The sequence below is a fragment of the Pseudomonas sp. 6D_7.1_Bac1 genome (assembly GCF_025465945.1).
In the GTDB taxonomy this organism is placed as follows: Bacteria; Pseudomonadota; Gammaproteobacteria; order Pseudomonadales; family Pseudomonadaceae; genus Aquipseudomonas.
The window spans coordinates 15,882-30,756 of the sequence record NZ_JANLNW010000001.1; the positions used below are offsets into that span (position 1 = coordinate 15,882).

At 57.7% G+C, this 14,875-nt stretch carries 13 protein-coding genes; 3 read left to right on the forward strand and 10 right to left on the reverse strand.

All coding sequences use genetic code 11. The annotated features are described in order from the left end of the window. Positions 1-29: 29 nt before the first annotated feature. The 3 genes from NTD87_RS00055 to NTD87_RS00065 all read right to left on the reverse strand — a co-directional run bounded on the left by NTD87_RS00055 (position 30) and on the right by NTD87_RS00065 (position 3,059). Positions 30-464: a YqaA family protein gene (locus NTD87_RS00055; RefSeq protein ID WP_262111022.1), complete on the reverse strand. Its 435-nt coding sequence runs from the start codon at positions 462-464 to the stop codon at positions 30-32. Beyond that, positions 464-910 (reverse strand): DUF411 domain-containing protein, encoded by a 447-nt coding sequence (locus NTD87_RS00060; protein WP_262111023.1) that lies wholly within the window; start codon positions 908-910, stop codon positions 464-466. The genes NTD87_RS00055 and NTD87_RS00060 overlap by 1 nt, the downstream gene beginning before the upstream one ends. Positions 911-1,064: 154 nt before the next feature. Continuing rightward, the gene (locus NTD87_RS00065; RefSeq protein WP_262111024.1) at positions 1,065-3,059 is read right to left on the reverse strand and encodes a methyl-accepting chemotaxis protein; all 1,995 of its coding nucleotides are present in this window, start codon (positions 3,057-3,059) and stop codon (positions 1,065-1,067) included. A 405-nt stretch (positions 3,060-3,464) separates the two neighbouring features. Between NTD87_RS00065 and NTD87_RS00070 the strand changes: the two genes are divergently transcribed. Continuing rightward, complete coding sequence (locus NTD87_RS00070) at positions 3,465-3,995, forward strand: hypothetical protein (protein ID WP_262111025.1); 531 nt, start codon at positions 3,465-3,467, stop codon at positions 3,993-3,995. 275 nt (positions 3,996-4,270) lie between these two features. Here the strand turns inward: NTD87_RS00070 and NTD87_RS00075 are convergent, their stop codons facing one another. Further along, positions 4,271-5,266 (reverse strand): aldo/keto reductase, encoded by a 996-nt coding sequence (locus NTD87_RS00075; protein WP_262111026.1) that lies wholly within the window; start codon positions 5,264-5,266, stop codon positions 4,271-4,273. A 116-nt stretch (positions 5,267-5,382) separates the two neighbouring features. Here NTD87_RS00075 and NTD87_RS00080 point away from each other — a divergent pair, with 116 nt between their 5' ends. Continuing rightward, positions 5,383-6,309, forward strand: coding sequence for a LysR family transcriptional regulator (locus NTD87_RS00080; protein WP_262111028.1), 927 nt, complete (start codon positions 5,383-5,385; stop codon positions 6,307-6,309). On the opposite strand, the gene NTD87_RS00085 is transcribed toward NTD87_RS00080, so the two are convergent. Genes NTD87_RS00085 through NTD87_RS00105 form a run of 5 tightly spaced genes read right to left on the reverse strand, consistent with a single transcriptional unit; the run spans position 6,267 to position 13,385 of the window. Continuing rightward, entirely contained in the window at positions 6,267-7,235 is a 969-nt protein-coding gene (locus tag NTD87_RS00085; RefSeq protein ID WP_262111029.1) for a GNAT family N-acetyltransferase, read from the reverse strand. The genes NTD87_RS00080 and NTD87_RS00085 overlap by 43 nt on opposite strands. Continuing rightward, entirely contained in the window at positions 7,232-8,524 is a 1,293-nt protein-coding gene (locus NTD87_RS00090) for a phenylacetate--CoA ligase family protein (protein WP_262111030.1), read from the reverse strand. The genes NTD87_RS00085 and NTD87_RS00090 overlap by 4 nt, the downstream gene beginning before the upstream one ends. A gap of 34 nt (positions 8,525-8,558) precedes the next feature. Further along, positions 8,559-10,991 carry an acyl-CoA reductase gene (locus NTD87_RS00095; RefSeq protein ID WP_262111031.1) on the reverse strand — a complete coding sequence of 811 codons (2,433 nt, stop codon included), beginning with the start codon at positions 10,989-10,991 and terminating at the stop codon, positions 8,559-8,561. Position 10,992: 1 nt separating this feature from the next. After that, positions 10,993-12,120, reverse strand: a complete 1,128-nt coding sequence (locus tag NTD87_RS00100; RefSeq protein ID WP_262111032.1) for an acyl-protein synthase — start codon at positions 12,118-12,120, stop codon at positions 10,993-10,995. A 23-nt stretch (positions 12,121-12,143) separates the two neighbouring features. Next, positions 12,144-13,385: an MFS transporter gene (locus NTD87_RS00105; protein ID WP_262111033.1), complete on the reverse strand. Its 1,242-nt coding sequence runs from the start codon at positions 13,383-13,385 to the stop codon at positions 12,144-12,146. 593 nt (positions 13,386-13,978) lie between these two features. Here NTD87_RS00105 and NTD87_RS00110 point away from each other — a divergent pair. Beyond that, positions 13,979-14,167, forward strand: a complete 189-nt coding sequence (locus tag NTD87_RS00110; RefSeq protein WP_123424768.1) for a hypothetical protein — start codon at positions 13,979-13,981, stop codon at positions 14,165-14,167. Positions 14,168-14,182: 15 nt separating this feature from the next. Here the strand turns inward: NTD87_RS00110 and NTD87_RS00115 are convergent, their stop codons facing one another. Beyond that, positions 14,183-14,563: a fe2+ zn2+ uptake regulation protein gene (locus NTD87_RS00115; RefSeq protein WP_262111034.1), complete on the reverse strand. Its 381-nt coding sequence runs from the start codon at positions 14,561-14,563 to the stop codon at positions 14,183-14,185. Positions 14,564-14,875: the final 312 nt, after the last annotated feature.

The window sequence follows — 14,875 nt, forward strand, 5'->3', positions numbered from 1 at the left end:
CGACATTAACAGTGGGCGGCCGCAAAGGCTCAAGGCATCCAGCCGAGTGTCGCCAGCGCTAGCACACCATAACGTGCACTCTTGGCCAAGGTCACGATCAGCAGAAAACGCCCCATTGGCTCGCGCATCATGCCGGCCACCAGGGTCAGCGGGTCGCCGATGATCGGCACCCAGCTGAGCAACAAGGACCAGTGACCGTAGCGCTGATAACGCACGCGGGCTTTTTCCAGATGTTCAGGGCTGACCGGAAACCAGCGGCGCGCCTTGAAACGCTCGATACCGCGGCCCAGCCACCAGTTCACCAGCGAACCCAACACATTGCCGACCGTGGCGACGGCGAGCAGCAGCCACAGCCAATACTGGCCGTTGAGCAACAACCCCACCAGCACGGCTTCGGACTGCAACGGCAACAGCGTCGCGGCGCCAAACGCCGCGAAGAACAGCCCGAGGTAACCTACGAGCATTACCGGGCCGGGTAGTCGGCGATCACTTCATCTGTGCCATTTCTGGTCAGGCCGATCACTTGATACGGGTCAACCCTATCGCCCATTTCCATGCCCGGCGAGCCGGACGGCATGCCCGGTACAGCCATGCCCAGCAGATCGGAACGCTTGGCCAGCGCCAGCACCTGTTCGGCCGGAACATGGCCTTCGACGAATTTTCCGTTGATCACGCCGGTATGGCAGGACGCCAGACGCGGGGCGACACCGAGGCGCTGTTTGACTTCACTCATGTTGGTTTCGACGTGGTCATTGACCTTGAAGCCGTTGGCTTGCAGGTGCGCGATCCACGCTTTGCAGCAACCGCAATTGGCATCGCGGTGTACATCGATCGGAATCAGCTCGGCCGCCTGGGCCAGGGAGCTGATGAGCAGGGCGCCAAGGGCTGCCAGGCGAAGTGTGGTTTTCATCGGGTATCTCTCGTTGATCATTTCACGCAGCGCATTTTGACCATTTTTCCCGATGAAAAAGGGCACTTATGTTTCAAAGTTATACATAGACATCCCTTGGAGGCAGGTCCTGAAGTTAATGCCCACGCCAAACACGTGGGCATCATTTGCGGGCTCATTTGACCTTGAAGCGCCCCATGATCGAACTGACCCGGCTATTGGCGTCGAGCAACTGGCGAGTATTGAGGTCGGTGGCGTGACCGCTTTGCACCAGCTCTTCAACCATGTGGCGGATCTGCACCATGCTGCGGTTGATCTCTTCGGTCACCGCGCTCTGTTGCTCGGCGGCGGTGGCGATCTGGGTGCTGAGGCTGTTGATGTGGCTGACCGAGCCGGCCATTTCGTCCAGCCCGGCGTTGACTCGCGCCGTCGCATCGGCGGCGGACTGACAGCTGGCCTGGGTGTTTTCCATCGCCGCCACCGAAGAGCTGACGCCCTGGGTCAGGCGGGTGAGCATCTCGTTGATCTCCGAGGTGCTGGCCTGTGTACGAGCGGCGAGGGCGCGCACTTCATCGGCGACCACTGCAAAGCCTCGGCCTTGTTCACCGGCTCGCGCGGCTTCAATCGCTGCGTTGAGTGCCAGCAGGTTGGTTTGCCCGGCGATAGCGCCGATCACCCCAAGGATTTCGGTGATGCGCTGGGCGTCCTGCTGCATGCTTTCGACTTTGTGGGTGGCGCTGGCCACTTCGTCGATCAGCGCAACCACACTGTTGGACGCTTCACCCACGACCACCCGCGAACGGTCGGCGTGTTCATTGGCGCGTTGAGTAAATGCGGCCGTTTCAGCGGCGTTCTCGGCGACGCTGTCGGCGGTCGAACTCATCTCGGTGATGGCGGTGACGGTCTGGTCGGTTTCCGAGGCATGACGCTGCAGGATCTGGTTGGTGTGCGCCGAGGTCTGTTGCAGTTTTTCCAGGCTTGAAGCCATGGCGCCCGTGGCCTGGGTGACTTCACCGATCATGTTTTGCAGGTAGGCGATGAAGGTGTTGACCGAGTGGCCGATTGCGCCCAGTTCATCCTCCGCGCGAATGGTGATGCGTCGGGTCAGGTCGGCGTCGCCGGTGGACAGTGCGTCAATGTTGGCTTTCAAGGCTTTCATGCGCTGGATCAGTTGGCGGATCGCATAGATTTGCAGCAGCACCAGCAGCACGACCATCGGGATCTGCAACAGGCACAAGGTGCTCAAGACATCGTCGCGTTGCGCGGTGATCAGTGTGGTCGGCAGGGCGGTGGCGAGGAACCACGGCGTGCCTTCGATCGGACGCATGAAGAAGGTGCTCGCTACGCCTTGATTGTCGAACTCGACGCGTTGCAGCGAAGCGTCACGGCGCTCAAGCGCAGTTTTGATCTGCGCGGCAAACGGCGAGTTGCCTGCCAGCTCACTGATGTTTTTCAGAACAATCGGGCCATTGATGCGTGAGCTGTTGCTGATGATCTTGCCGTCGGCCTCGACGATCAGCATTTCGGCGCCCAGGTCTTTTTCCTTGCGCGCCACCAGGTCATTGAAGAACCCCAGGGTGACGTCAATGGTCGCGACCCCGTACGGCACGCCATTGCGTGCTATCGCCATGGCACAGTTGGTGCGCGGCTCGGCACTGGCGTCGTCCTTATAGGCGGCGGCCCAGGCGCATTGGCCGCGAGGCGTCTGCATGCCGCCCTTGTACCAGGACTGGTCGTAGTAGTTGGGCGCCGCGTCGCTGTTCCAGAAGGTGTTGACGGCCAGCTTGCCCGACGCATCCCGGTGCCAGAAGGTGCTGAATTTGTTGCGTCCGGCTTCGCGCTGGCCCGGCAGTGGCCAGATTCCACCACCGAACACCTTCAGTTCACCGTACTGGTCCACCAGCCCCGGCAGTACGGTGTCGATAGCTGCGCTGTCGAGCAGGGGGATGGTCTGGGTGATGCTGCGTTGTTGCGCCTGAACCTTGTTCAGTTCGCCCTGGATCTGTTCGGCCACTTCGGCAATGCGGTTCAGGGCCACCTGTTCTTCTGTGTGCCGAAGTTTCGGCGCGACCAACTGGCTGATGCCCACTACCGTCAACGCGAACAACAATAGGATGAACAGCACCAGAAACAGCGTGTAACGGGCTTGAATGGTACGGAATGCGGGCATTGAACCTGTCCTTGTGCGGCGCTCTTGTTGATTTAGTACGGCGTTTAGCAGCTATCGGCCTGCGGCAGGCGGTCTTTAGTACTATGGTCCCAAAACAGGTCTTTTACGGACGACCGGTTAGTCACGGGCGCGGGACATTTGTGCTTCCAATCCGGGCTGACGACGTGGTTTTTTGGATGCTTTCAAACCGAATTCAGTGATGGTCTGATTGTTAAACAATGGTTACAAGTCAATGAAATCAGGGGTTTTATGATTTGTATCTGAAATGTACAAGAATTGTAAAAAGCTGAAATATTTGTAGCTGGAGGGACGCTGGCACATTGATACTTGCGCGCAATTCCATCGGTTGAATAAGGACTTTTTTATGCTCGCCTTACAAGGACGTCTGCACACAGGGGCACACTCATGACAATCGGTTATGTCGGTGGGTGGACCAGCAAGGCCGGAGTACTGGTTCGCGAGGGCGGGAGCAGTAAGCCCGTGCCGCAGAGCGTCAAGGTCAAGCAGATGCTCGCATTGGTGGGCAACGATCCATTGGCGCTGAACACCGCGAAAATGAACGAGCAGAGGCTCTACAAGAATTTCAAGGGATTCGATCCCGAGACAGTCACGGTCAAACAGCTCGGAAACGTCAGCGCTTTTTTGCGGGATCGGGGATTGATCAGCGATGTGACGGCCCTGACGCTGCTCAACGCCGGCGACAAGTTCGATCGTTTTGGGGTGCAGAAGAACCCGGATGAAAAATTCAATGCGCTGGAGTACTTCGCCACGCAGCTGGATAACATTCAGAACAACAACCTCAAAGGTAACAAGTACGCCAATCACCTGATTCCTGAGTACAAGAAGGCGATTTACGTCCTGCAGAACCTCAAGACCTATGGCATGGGCAATGGCACCGCCGTTCCGAACACCAAGGGTGTCAACGGCAAAGCCTGACCCTCAAGCGCGACAGGCCCGTCAGCAACGACATGAACGGGCCTGCCGATGCTGGTCATAAGTATCTACACATCTTGCTCTTCCAGCTCTTGTAGCAGCTGCCGAGCCTGCGAGGCTGCGTTCGAGGACGAAGTCCTCGCAAATCCTGGGTACACGGTTTGCCGGAAAGAACGCGGCGCCGACCGCTGCGCGGCCGAACGCAGGCTCGACAGCTGCTACGGACATAGTCCTTCACCGTATTTCAAAGTTGTGTAAATACCTATGCGATGCCGGTGTTATCGATCAAGCATCTGCATGACCGTTTGCGGGTAGCGCGCCCCGACCACCGCGTCATCCGGAAAAATCGCTTCCAGCGCCGACAGGTCTTGCGGGCTTAACACAACCTCCAGCGCCGCGACGTTCTCCTCCAGGTACTTGCGTTGCTTGGTGCCCGGAATAGGGATCAGGTAATCGCCTTGCGCCAATACCCAGGCCAACGCCAGTTGCCCGGCCGTCACACCCTTGTCCGCCGCCAGCGTTTGCACTTGCTGGACCAACTGCAAATTCCTGTTGAAGTTTTCGCCCTGAAAGCGCGGGCTGAAGCGCCGGTAATCGTCCGCCGCAAAATCATCGGGACTTTTCAGCGCACCGGTCAAAAAGCCTCGACCGAGTGGGCTATACGGCACAAAGGCAATCCCCAGACGCTGACAGGTGGCCAGGCAATCGTTGTGCTCCTGATCGCGACTCCACAGCGAGTACTCACTTTGCAGTGCGCTGATCGGGTGAACCTTGTGCGCTCGTTCAAGGGTGTTCGCCGATGCCTCGCTCAAGCCGAGGTAGCGCACCTTACCGGCCTGGACCAGCTCGGCCATGGCACCCACGGTCTCTTCGATGGCCACGTCCGGATCGACGCGGTGCTGGTAATACAAGTCCAGGGTGTCCACGCCCAAACGTTTCAGTGTGCCGTCGATGGCGGCACGGATGTAGTCGGGCCGGCCGTTGACCCCGCGTGCGGTGGGGTTGGCCGGATCACGCACGATCCCGAATTTACTGGCCAGAAACACCTGATCGCGCTTGCCGACAATGGCTTTGCCAATCAGCTCTTCGTTGGTGTGCGGGCCGTACATGTCGGCGGTGTCGAGCAGGTTGATGCCCAACTCCATCGCGCGATGCAATGTCGCCAGTGCCTCAGAGGTATCAACGCCGGTGGTGTAGAAGTCGGTCATGCCCATGCAGCCCAGACCGATCGCAGAAACCTGAGGGCCGTTTTTGCCCAGTTGACGAGTGCGCATGCTGTCGCTCCTTTTCAGTGTGGACCCATTGTTGCGCTCGACAAAAACAAGATAAACCGGCTAAAAGCACTATCACTGTTTGTAATTTCTAAATAATCATCGGGTAGCCGAGAGCAATGGACCGTTTTAGTGCCATGCGTGTGTTCACGCGCATCGTCGAGCTGGAAGGCTTTGCCAAGGCTGCTGACAGCCTGCAAATGCCCCGGGCTTCGGTGACTATCCTGATCAAGCAGCTTGAGGCGCATCTGGGCGTACAGCTGTTGCAGCGCACCACGCGGCACGTCAGTCCAACGGCCGATGGTGCAGCGTATTACCAGCGATGTGTTCGACTTCTGGCTGATCTGGATGAAGCAGAGGCGGCGTTTTCCACCTCCCGGCAAAACCCGCGTGGGCTTTTGCGCATCGACATGCCCGCTGGCATCGGCCGTTTGCTGGTGATCCCGGCCTTGCCGGAATTCACCCGTCGTTACCCGCTGATCGAATTGGAAATCGGCTTGAACGATCGTCCGGTCGACCTGATTCGCGAGGGCGTCGATTGTGTGCTGCGGGGTGGTTCGTTTCTGGATGAGTCGTTGGTGGCGCGACCGCTGGCGATGCTCGATCAGGTCACCTGTGCCAGTCCTGAATATCTGCAACGCCAAGGCACACCGCGTGGCCTGGAAGACCTGGCGGGGCACCAGATGGTCGAGTATTTCTCCAGCACCACCGGCAGGCGTTTCGGTCTGGAGTTTGAAATCGATGGGCTCGTGCGTCTGGTGGATTTGCCCAAAAAGGTTGCGGTCAACAGCGCCGATGGTTACCTGGCCTCCTGTGAAGCGGGTTACGGTCTGGTCCAAATGCCGTATTACCACGTCGTTCGGCAGTTGCGTGAGGGCAGTTTGTGCGAGGTATTGGAACATTTTCCGCCGCCAGGGTTGCCCCTGACGGCGCTCTATCCCCCGCACCGCCAGTTGTCTCTGCGGGTACGGGTGTTTGTCGATTGGCTGGTGCAGCTCTGTGCTCAGCCGGGTAACGGGCTAGTGCGCAGAAGTTCAGGCAATTGAGTGTGTTGTAGCCGACTCGGCGGCCGGCGTAGTAATCCGTCATGCAGCTGCTGCATGTGCGGGCAGTAAAAGCTGACGGGGCGCTGTCTTGCGCCACGGTGGAACAACGCGTACCAGCCGGATGCCCCGGGTGCAGGCATCAGGCCGGTAAATGCGAAGTTGATGGCGCAGAGCCTGTGCATGTTTCGTGGAAAATGCCGCGACAGCTCAAGCTTGATCGAGATCATCCAGTGTCTGGGTAACTGCCCGAGTTGAAGCAGTATGCTGTCGTCCAACTGGTAAAGAACGACTTCCACACGCTCATGATGTTGGCTTATCTGAATGGGATAAGCCCGTTTCGACGGCGAGTCATGTCGGGTGCCGAATGAAGCAGACAGTTGCCCCATGAAGTGTGAATAAGCCTGCGGCCATTCCAGTTGCGGTAACGGACGCGCATGCCCTTTGACCAGTTGATAGCCAAGGACAACGCTTTCCTCGTAGGGCCCACCAAAGGGTGACGGAACATAGTCGGGAAGCAGCCCGATGCTTGTGAACCCGAGACTTTGCGCCATCTTTTGGGTGTAGGGATGATCGGTGACCTGCTTGATCGAGACGCTCTTGAGTCCGAGTCGGCTGGCACGGCGCAGCAATTCACGGCCCAGTCGGCTGGCGATGCCTTTTCCCCGGGCTGCCGGGTGCACAAGGCTCAAGGCAAGTTCTGCGTGATCCCGGCAGTGCGTGTCTCGACACAGCGCCGCGTGGCCCACAATGTGTTCATTGTCCACGGCGAGCATTGAGTACCATTGGTTGTCGGCATTGTGCTGGTCAATCATCGACGGCAGATAGACGTCGGGTTGTACATAATTCTCCCCGTACACCTGACGAAACAACGCACTGACCGCTGCAGAGTCCGCTGGCTTGAAGCGTCGAAGTCTTACTCTGCTCATGGGGTGGGTTGTCGCTTGGGGGTGCTATAGACACGCAGGTCAACGATCCGCCGCTGTTTTCCGGAGCGCGGATGCAGTTGCAATGTGCTGACTGTGCAGGGACTGACCACACATTCAAGCTGATCATTGCCGATCATTTGACGGATGTCCGGGTACTGAGCGAGCAGCGCCGCGTAAATAGCCTGGGTCGAGGCGTTGACTGAGCTTGCGCCTTGCTCCGGGACCCACATCACGCTGATTCGATCCTTGATCCCGACGCTTTCGAGCACTAACTGCCATTGCCAGCAATCGGCCAGGCGCTGAAGGATTTCGCCGATTTCTTCCTGGAATAGCGACATCACACCGATGCGGATACGGTGACTTTGCTCACTACGCCCCAACAAGGCGAATTTGCGCCGTGGGGCTGCGCTTGGCTCGCGCCAACAGGCTCGATCACCCACCGGATAACGCAGCAGCGGCATCAACGTGCGAGTCAGGTTGGTGATGATCAATAGACCTGGACGGTTACATTCTTCGATGACCTCATGGGTGTGTTCATCGATAATTTCCACCACGGTCTGTTCATCGAACACTCGATGCTCACCTAGCTCACAATCTCGGGTGCTGGCGCCTACGAGGCCGGCGTCGACACAGGCGTAGCCAATGGATGCGACGCGTGCATTGGGAAAGACCTCTAGCAGCATCGACCATTGAGCGGCAAACAGACTCTCGCCACCGTAGAGCACGGTCGTTACCTGTGGCAGGACGTGGTGTTGCTCGGCCAGATAAGCGGCAAATTGCAGGAGTTGTGCCGGCACGCCGGCGAGGACATTGATCTGCTGTTCGGTAATGGCCGCCGCCAGCGTTGCGCCATCGACTTCGCCGGCAAATGGAAACTCACAGATGGCGCAGGTTACGTGGGCCAGTGAGTCATGGATGAACAGAAAACTGGCATAAAGGTCACCGGCAAAGAACAGATTGGCAACCCGGTCACCGTCGCAGAGTTGTCCCGACAGGGAGTGACCGAATTGAGTCACCATGTTCTGCCATTCAGCGCGTGTGTACGCCACCAGTTTTTCCTGGCCGGTTGAGCCACCGGTTTTATAGATCAGGGCGTTTTCGGTTTTACCTGTCAGTACTGACCAGGTATTCAAGTTGTTGCTGCCATTCCAATAATCCGAGGCGACAGTCAGCGGTAAGTTGTCGATCGTGCAGTGGCGTTCTGGCAGATGCTTGAAGTGTGTTTTGTAATAGCGAGAGTGCTTTCTCGAGTGCGACAGCAGCTCTTCAAATGAATAACTCTTATTCATTGGCTTGTGCTCTTGATAGTTTATGAATGTGGATTTAATTTCGGCACCAGTTCGCCGGGAAGTTACTTCGCAAATCAATGAGCAGTGGAGTTTTTCCACTGTGCTGATTGCGTTCGAACAGGTGTGGAGAGCACCGCTGAACAACAAGTTCCAGCAGACAACCATTCACGGCCGATGAAATAACGGGGATCTCCAGCAAACGTTGGCGCAGGGTGTGTGGATCGTGTTCCGCGCGCACCAGTAAGCGCTCGCTTCCATTCGCGTTGTGATCCAGAACAAGCTGTAGTTGAGTGACGGCTTTTTCTTCCAGATCGCGGGTCGAGACAAAATCCGAAGCGATACGCAGCAGTCGGCCGTGTCGTCCCAGCAATTCAAATCGAGGTGTGTCCAGGCCGCACGGGCAGGCGCCCGGCACCCAACGCCCGCAGTCCCCGACCTCGTAACGGTTGATTGTCTGACCTTCGCGTGCCCGCGAGGTAAAGAGCAAGCGACCAACTTCGCCGGGTTCGACGGGAACGTCGTGCTCAACGTTGACGATTTCGAGCCATTGGGTGTCGCTCATCAGGTGAAATACGCCGTCTGCCGTCGCCGGACACCCATGACCGAGCGGGCCTGCGTCGACAGAGCCGTAGATAGCAGAACGAATCGTCGAGACCCCGCAACGCTCCATCAGCTGTCGGCTGGTAGCGCCGAGATGCTCGCCGCCCATGAAGACCTTATTGACCCCGCCATAGGTTTTCAGGCGATCCTGCTCGCTGAAAAACAGGCGCTGCAACGTGCTGGGCATGCCTATCAGGGTGTTGATACGCTGGCTCACAATCAGTTGGGCTATTTCACTGAAGTCGTCGTCGTTGGGCCCGCCCATGGGGAAGTGTGTGACGCCCATTTGTTCGAGAATCCTGGAGAAACTGAACAGTCCGCCATACAGGTTGCCGCCGTAGAACAGGTTCATCACGCGATCCTGGCCCGGGGTCAGCCCCATGGCGAACATGCCGTCAGCCGCAGCGCGCATTTGCCGGTTAAAGTCTGGGTAGCTGAAGCCGGCCAGGGCCGGAACTCCGCTGGTGCCACCCGAGCGAAAAAACAGCCGGGCTTCGGGCGCTAAAGGTTGCGCGATGAAATCTGCCTTGCTCATCACCGCGCAGGTGTTCAGTCGTGCAGGCTCGCCAGGGGGCGAGTCCAGTGTTGCGCGGTTGGCCAACACCTGCGGTGGCAAGGTGACCGAGGTCCTGCGGGTCAGGCGTGACAGGGCGTAAACGCCGTCATGGGGTTCGCCCGCGTAGCCCTCGTGGATCAGCTCGGGCGGTGCGATTCGATGGACGCCGGCGCTCAGCAGTGTCCTGACCAGACCTGGCGTTTGCCTGGGTGTGCTGATCAGTGCACAACTTTGCAGAAAGGCCCGCCATGGCAGCAACGACTCGGCGATCAACGCCTGTGGCATTGGCCGTAACAACAGGGTACGAAACAACGGTGAAGGCGCGAGTAGGAGATGGTGCTCCCAAATGACCCGCCATCCCTCACCGGACCAGACGCGTCCGGTCTGATTGGCAAAGCTCTGATCGAGTTGTGCGAAGGCTATCCGGGTGGTGATCTCCGAGGCTTCCCGAGGCGTGGGGGGTAACGCTGGCCAGCGGTCGGCGCGGCGTTCGAATGCGTCAGCGAGTTGTTCGCCGATGGCGTGCAGCGTTTGCGGGTCATCACTGTCCACCAGGAGCCACTGCGGGCTGGAGCACGCTTGTTGGTCCAGTCGGCAAACTTCATCGACCAAGGCATCCAGTGCCGAGGGCGACACCGCTTCAGGGGACAGGTAGGCAAAACTGATTTTGTGTCCCCACTCGATCCAGCGACAGCCGCTGGGAATCTGCTGGCGGATGGCGCTGAGCGCAGCTTCGCCACCCCACGCGCTGACCCCATCGGCGTGAGCGCACAGAAGACCGATGTGAGCAATGTCTACCGGTAGCACGGCGATGCAGTTGGTCAGCAACCCGCCAGGGTCGCAATCGAGGAACGCTGCCAGTAACTGTGCACTCAGCCCATCGTCACTGGAGCTTGGGCGCAACCAGTTGATGTTGCCCACCAGCAGGCTTTCCAGTGCCGCGCAAAATCCCAGCAACGGAGCGTTGGCCGGCGTGATATGCACCACGAGTCCTAACGGGTGCCAGTTTTCAAAAGGCTGTTGATCGTAGGCAATACGCCGCAACGAACGCGGCTGTACGCCCAACTCACGCTCCAGTTTTGCGCTCAGCGTGCTCCGTTGGCAGAACGCGATGAGCGCCTGGCGTTGCCCTTCATCAAGTTCAAGGTGGTGGTGATGGGTCCGCAGTTGCTGTGCGAAAAGGTCTGCGCATTCCAGAACCCTTTCGCTGCTCGGCGGATGCTCCAGTTGTTGTGCCAATCCTGGCAGCAGCGTGTCGAGGGCCGCTTCAGGTGTGAGCGTGTCATACCGTTGGCCGTTGATCAGGTACATATCAAGCGCTCCTGATCAGTTCGGAGGCGGCCATCGCACAGCTACGACTGGCGCTGGTTCCGGCGCGGCCATGCAGCTCAAACCAGTCGGTCGCCAGGCCACAGCCGCAGGTTGCACCCGGGTGAAGTGTTGCCAGGTCACTCATGACCACGGCATGGGCCGGGCTCGATGAAATGTAGGGTGACACGAACGCCAACAGACCACGCCTGCCATAGGGTTGGACGGCGAAATCGCTTGGGTTTCGTATAAATACCTTCGAATAGACCGGGACATGGAAGTGATGGTTGGCGCATTCGATGTACGGCACCGCATGCTCGACAGCGCCGTACCCGTCTCGACAACGACTGACGTCTATCCCCAACTGTTGCGCAACCCGGGAGTAAAGCTGCTGCCTGGGGACTTCCTCGCTCGACCGGGTTTTCCAGCCGCCACCCAGGAACACCAGCGAATCGGGATGCAGTTCAAGCACGGGTGCCGCAAGGTCTTTCATTCGTTGCAAGGCTTGCCAAAGAAACGCCGGAAAGCCAAAAATGCGCACGGGCAAACCCTCATCGGCAAACTGACGCAGCGCTTCGATCACGCCAAATACATCGAACTCGTGGCCGCTGCCCGTGGCGCGTAGCGCGTAGACCACTCGATTGATCGGCGCGTATTGGCACAGGAACTGATCGGTATAGGACGTTCCCAGGCTGATTGCACCTACCGGTTCGTAACTCAGCAACAGGTAGTTGCACGGGGTGTGGCTGATCCAGTCGTAATGCTCGAAGATCCGGCTGACCATGTTCTGGGCCGCTGTGATGCTGCGTACGTCATAGCGCATGCGGCTTTTCTGGCCGCTGGTGCCCGAAGAGGTCAGCTCCAGGGCGTCTTGCCCGGTGGGACTGAGCAGCAGGCGCTGCTTGAAGTAGTTGGCGTACAGCGGCGGTAAGCGCGACCAGTCGTCCAGTTCATCCAGCGTGCTGGCACTCAGGCCGTTAGCCTCCAGCCAATGCTCATAACCTGGCGTGTGGTGGCAATGAAAGAGGCTTATTTCACGCATCGAGTGGTCGAATAAGCCTAACGGGACAGCGTCCTGGCCATACGGTCGTGGCAATGCACACAAGGCATCGGTGTAGGGTAGATGAATCATCAAAAATCCTTTTTTTGATTGAGTTATATGGGGAGCGCGGGCCCGGCCGGAAGCAGAAACCAGCGCAATGGCAGCAGTGCCAGAAGTCCTGCGATACCGACAGTCAGGGCGAAGTAGCCCGGGGCTTCGCCGGCGCCCAGCGCTGCGATGACTGAGCCTGCGCCGGCCATTAGTGCGATGGAGATCATCCCCACCATGGCCGAGACCAATCCTTTGCTGTCGTCACTGGTGAACAGCGCCGCGCGGTACAGCGCTGCATTGCTCATCCCAAGACCTATGCCGTAAAGCATCAGGCCACTGACCAGAACCGGGATCGAAAGGGAAAACCGACTGGCGATGATCAGTAGCAGCAGACCTGCGCAGAATGGCCAGAGCGCACGCTGGATCAGACCTTCCAGGCGGGTTCTGGCAATCATCAGGTTCAGTACCAGATTGCCGATGATGACGGCGGCGAAGACCGGCACCTGCCACAGCCCGTACTCAAGAACGGACAACCCTTGTCCCTGAATCAGCAGGAGAGGCGACAGGCCGATCCAGGCGATCAGTGGCAAGCTCATTAACCCGAGCGCGACACTGGCGCAGAGGAATCTGCGGTTCTTGAGCAGGGCGATGTATCGAAGGGCTATCGTCCGCAGCCTGAATGGCGTGGGGTTTAGCCGTGTACCGTCCTGGCGTAGCACGCCTATGGTTTCCGGCATGACCCAATAAAGCGCGAGCCACACCAGGGTGCCGAGGACGCCGAGCATGAGAAAAAGCTCACGCCAGCTAATCCATTTCAGCATCAGGCTGCCAGCCAACGGACCAAGGAGCGGAGAGAGCAGGGCGAGGTTGCCCAGCACGGCCATGATCCGAACCGCGTCGGCTTCACAAAACACCTCCTGCAGTGCGGGGTAACTGACGGCGATGACAAACCCCAATCCCATGCCCTGAAGCAGGCGCAGCAGGTTGAATGCAAAAATACTCTGCACCCAGACGGTCATGCCACACGTCACGGCAAAGGCCGCGCAGCCCATCAAGAGTGCTTTTCGGCGTCCGAAACTATCCGCAAGCGGGCCAATCAGCCACTGCAGAAGAACGCCTCCCAGCAAGTACAGATTGAAGGCCGACGGAATATGGTTTGCACTGGCATTCAGGTCATCGGTTACTGTCACCATGGCAGGCATTATCATGTCGCTGGCCATATAGGTCAGCAGTTCAAAAAGTGTAATCGCCAGGCAAAAGCCCAGCGCCCGGAAAGATCCGATTTTTATAAGGGGGTTGAGCATAAAGTTCCAGAATTTTCACGGTTGATTTATACGGGTATTTCAGCATTAGAGTAGTCTGGAATAATAATAAGCCAAGCCAAATTGTTGGTTTGTCGAAAATGATAGTTGTCGCTTTATGTCGGGGGTATGTATTTGGTAATTATGCCGGTATATGTTCGGGATATTGTCTTACAGAACTTGGTGTAAAGCCCTTGTACGAAAAAGCCCGCTAAGTAGCGGGCTTTTATCTTGAAGTTATATAGGGTTGTCAAACAGTGAGGGCATGGGAACACTTAATGGTATGAATCCCCCCCCTTAATACAGGTCAACGGCGGTAGTAGCCATCATGGTAGTAGCGGTGGTCGCCATGCCAGCCACCTCCGCATGGGAAACATACACAACCGCTCATGGTCAGGATAATCAGCAGGGGAATCAGCACAGTGATTCGACGGAACATTTCTCAATCCTCATCGTTTGAACCGCATGGAGCCAAAATGCTTCACGGGCTGTAACATGAGACCTCGTTTGCAGCCGCTCATCCCCGAAGTAGCGTAGGGGCTTGGCATGCATCAGGATACAAACCGGATACATATTTTCAGGTTCAGGAACCCGCAATGACCCAGTCGCAACGTTTGAAATATTCGATTCTGATCTCCCTTGTCGTGCTGGGGATCATGGTTGGTCTGTCGTACATGCAGAACGCCGGAATGATCAGCGAAAAGCTGTTCCAGTACATCGCCATCGGCGTGGCGGTAATCGTGGTGGTGATCAACGGCGTGATGCGTCGCAAGGTCAAACCTTAAGCGACGCGGCATGCATCATTGTTTGCCGTAGAGCACGGCGGTCGCTTGCGGGTGCAGGCTGTAGCTCTTGTCCGGGTTCAAGACAATCACGCCTTCGCTGCACAGTCGTTTCAACACTTCGCGAACGCTGAGAAAGGACAGGGGAATATCCAGCTCCAGCAAGTGGCTGTGCACGCCTCGCACTCCTAGAGGCTGATCGTTCTCGGCGGCGGTCAATAGTGCGTCGATCACTTTCAGGCGAATCAGGCTGGTGCGCAGGCCGAAGCTTTTCAGTAGCTGCCGGATGCGCTCATTGCTGTGGCGATCGGCGTTTTTGGCGAACGTGCCGGCGTCCAGATTCAGCGAAGCGCTGTTGGGTGCAGTGTTGCCATCCGTTGGCAGTTGCGAGTTGTACATGCAATAACTCCTTTTCAGAGCCTGATCAGGAAACAGTGATGGGCGCTCTCATTGATTAATGACGAATGAGCTGAGCAAATCATGAAGGCTCGAATGTAGAAAATTTGTCGGAACCACGTCAGCGCAAGGTGAGATGCCCGGTTTTGCCGGGATGTGGACGGTTAAATTTTTTCATATTGAATCGTTACCTTGGCAGGGCACATTCCCTCCAGCCTTCGATGTCCCACGTCAGGACATGACTGAGCACTGTCCTGAGTGGGCGTGGAAAAATGCTCAATCAAACCGGGTTGCTGGTGATTGCCGAGATGGCGG

What these genes read in the sequence shown, in the direction of transcription:
- NTD87_RS00055 (WP_262111022.1), bottom strand. Translation starts at nt 464, where the DNA reads ATGCTCGTAGGTTACCTCGGGCTGTTCTTCGCGGCGTTTGGCGCCGCG.
- NTD87_RS00095 (WP_262111031.1), bottom strand. Translation starts at nt 10,991, where the DNA reads ATGTACCTGATCAACGGCCAACGGTATGACACGCTCACACCTGAAGCG.
- NTD87_RS00075 (WP_262111026.1), bottom strand. Translation starts at nt 5,266, where the DNA reads ATGCGCACTCGTCAACTGGGCAAAAACGGCCCTCAGGTTTCTGCGATC.
- NTD87_RS00115 (WP_262111034.1), bottom strand. Translation starts at nt 14,563, where the DNA reads ATGTACAACTCGCAACTGCCAACGGATGGCAACACTGCACCCAACAGC.
- NTD87_RS00060 (WP_262111023.1), bottom strand. Translation starts at nt 910, where the DNA reads ATGAAAACCACACTTCGCCTGGCAGCCCTTGGCGCCCTGCTCATCAGC.
- NTD87_RS00090 (WP_262111030.1), bottom strand. Translation starts at nt 8,524, where the DNA reads ATGAATAAGAGTTATTCATTTGAAGAGCTGCTGTCGCACTCGAGAAAG.
- NTD87_RS00065 (WP_262111024.1), bottom strand. Translation starts at nt 3,059, where the DNA reads ATGCCCGCATTCCGTACCATTCAAGCCCGTTACACGCTGTTTCTGGTG.
- NTD87_RS00080 (WP_262111028.1), top strand. Translation starts at nt 5,383, where the DNA reads ATGGACCGTTTTAGTGCCATGCGTGTGTTCACGCGCATCGTCGAGCTG.
- NTD87_RS00110 (WP_123424768.1), top strand. Translation starts at nt 13,979, where the DNA reads ATGACCCAGTCGCAACGTTTGAAATATTCGATTCTGATCTCCCTTGTC.
- NTD87_RS00070 (WP_262111025.1), top strand. Translation starts at nt 3,465, where the DNA reads ATGACAATCGGTTATGTCGGTGGGTGGACCAGCAAGGCCGGAGTACTG.
- NTD87_RS00100 (WP_262111032.1), bottom strand. Translation starts at nt 12,120, where the DNA reads ATGATTCATCTACCCTACACCGATGCCTTGTGTGCATTGCCACGACCG.
- NTD87_RS00105 (WP_262111033.1), bottom strand. Translation starts at nt 13,385, where the DNA reads ATGCTCAACCCCCTTATAAAAATCGGATCTTTCCGGGCGCTGGGCTTT.
- NTD87_RS00085 (WP_262111029.1), bottom strand. Translation starts at nt 7,235, where the DNA reads ATGAGCAGAGTAAGACTTCGACGCTTCAAGCCAGCGGACTCTGCAGCG.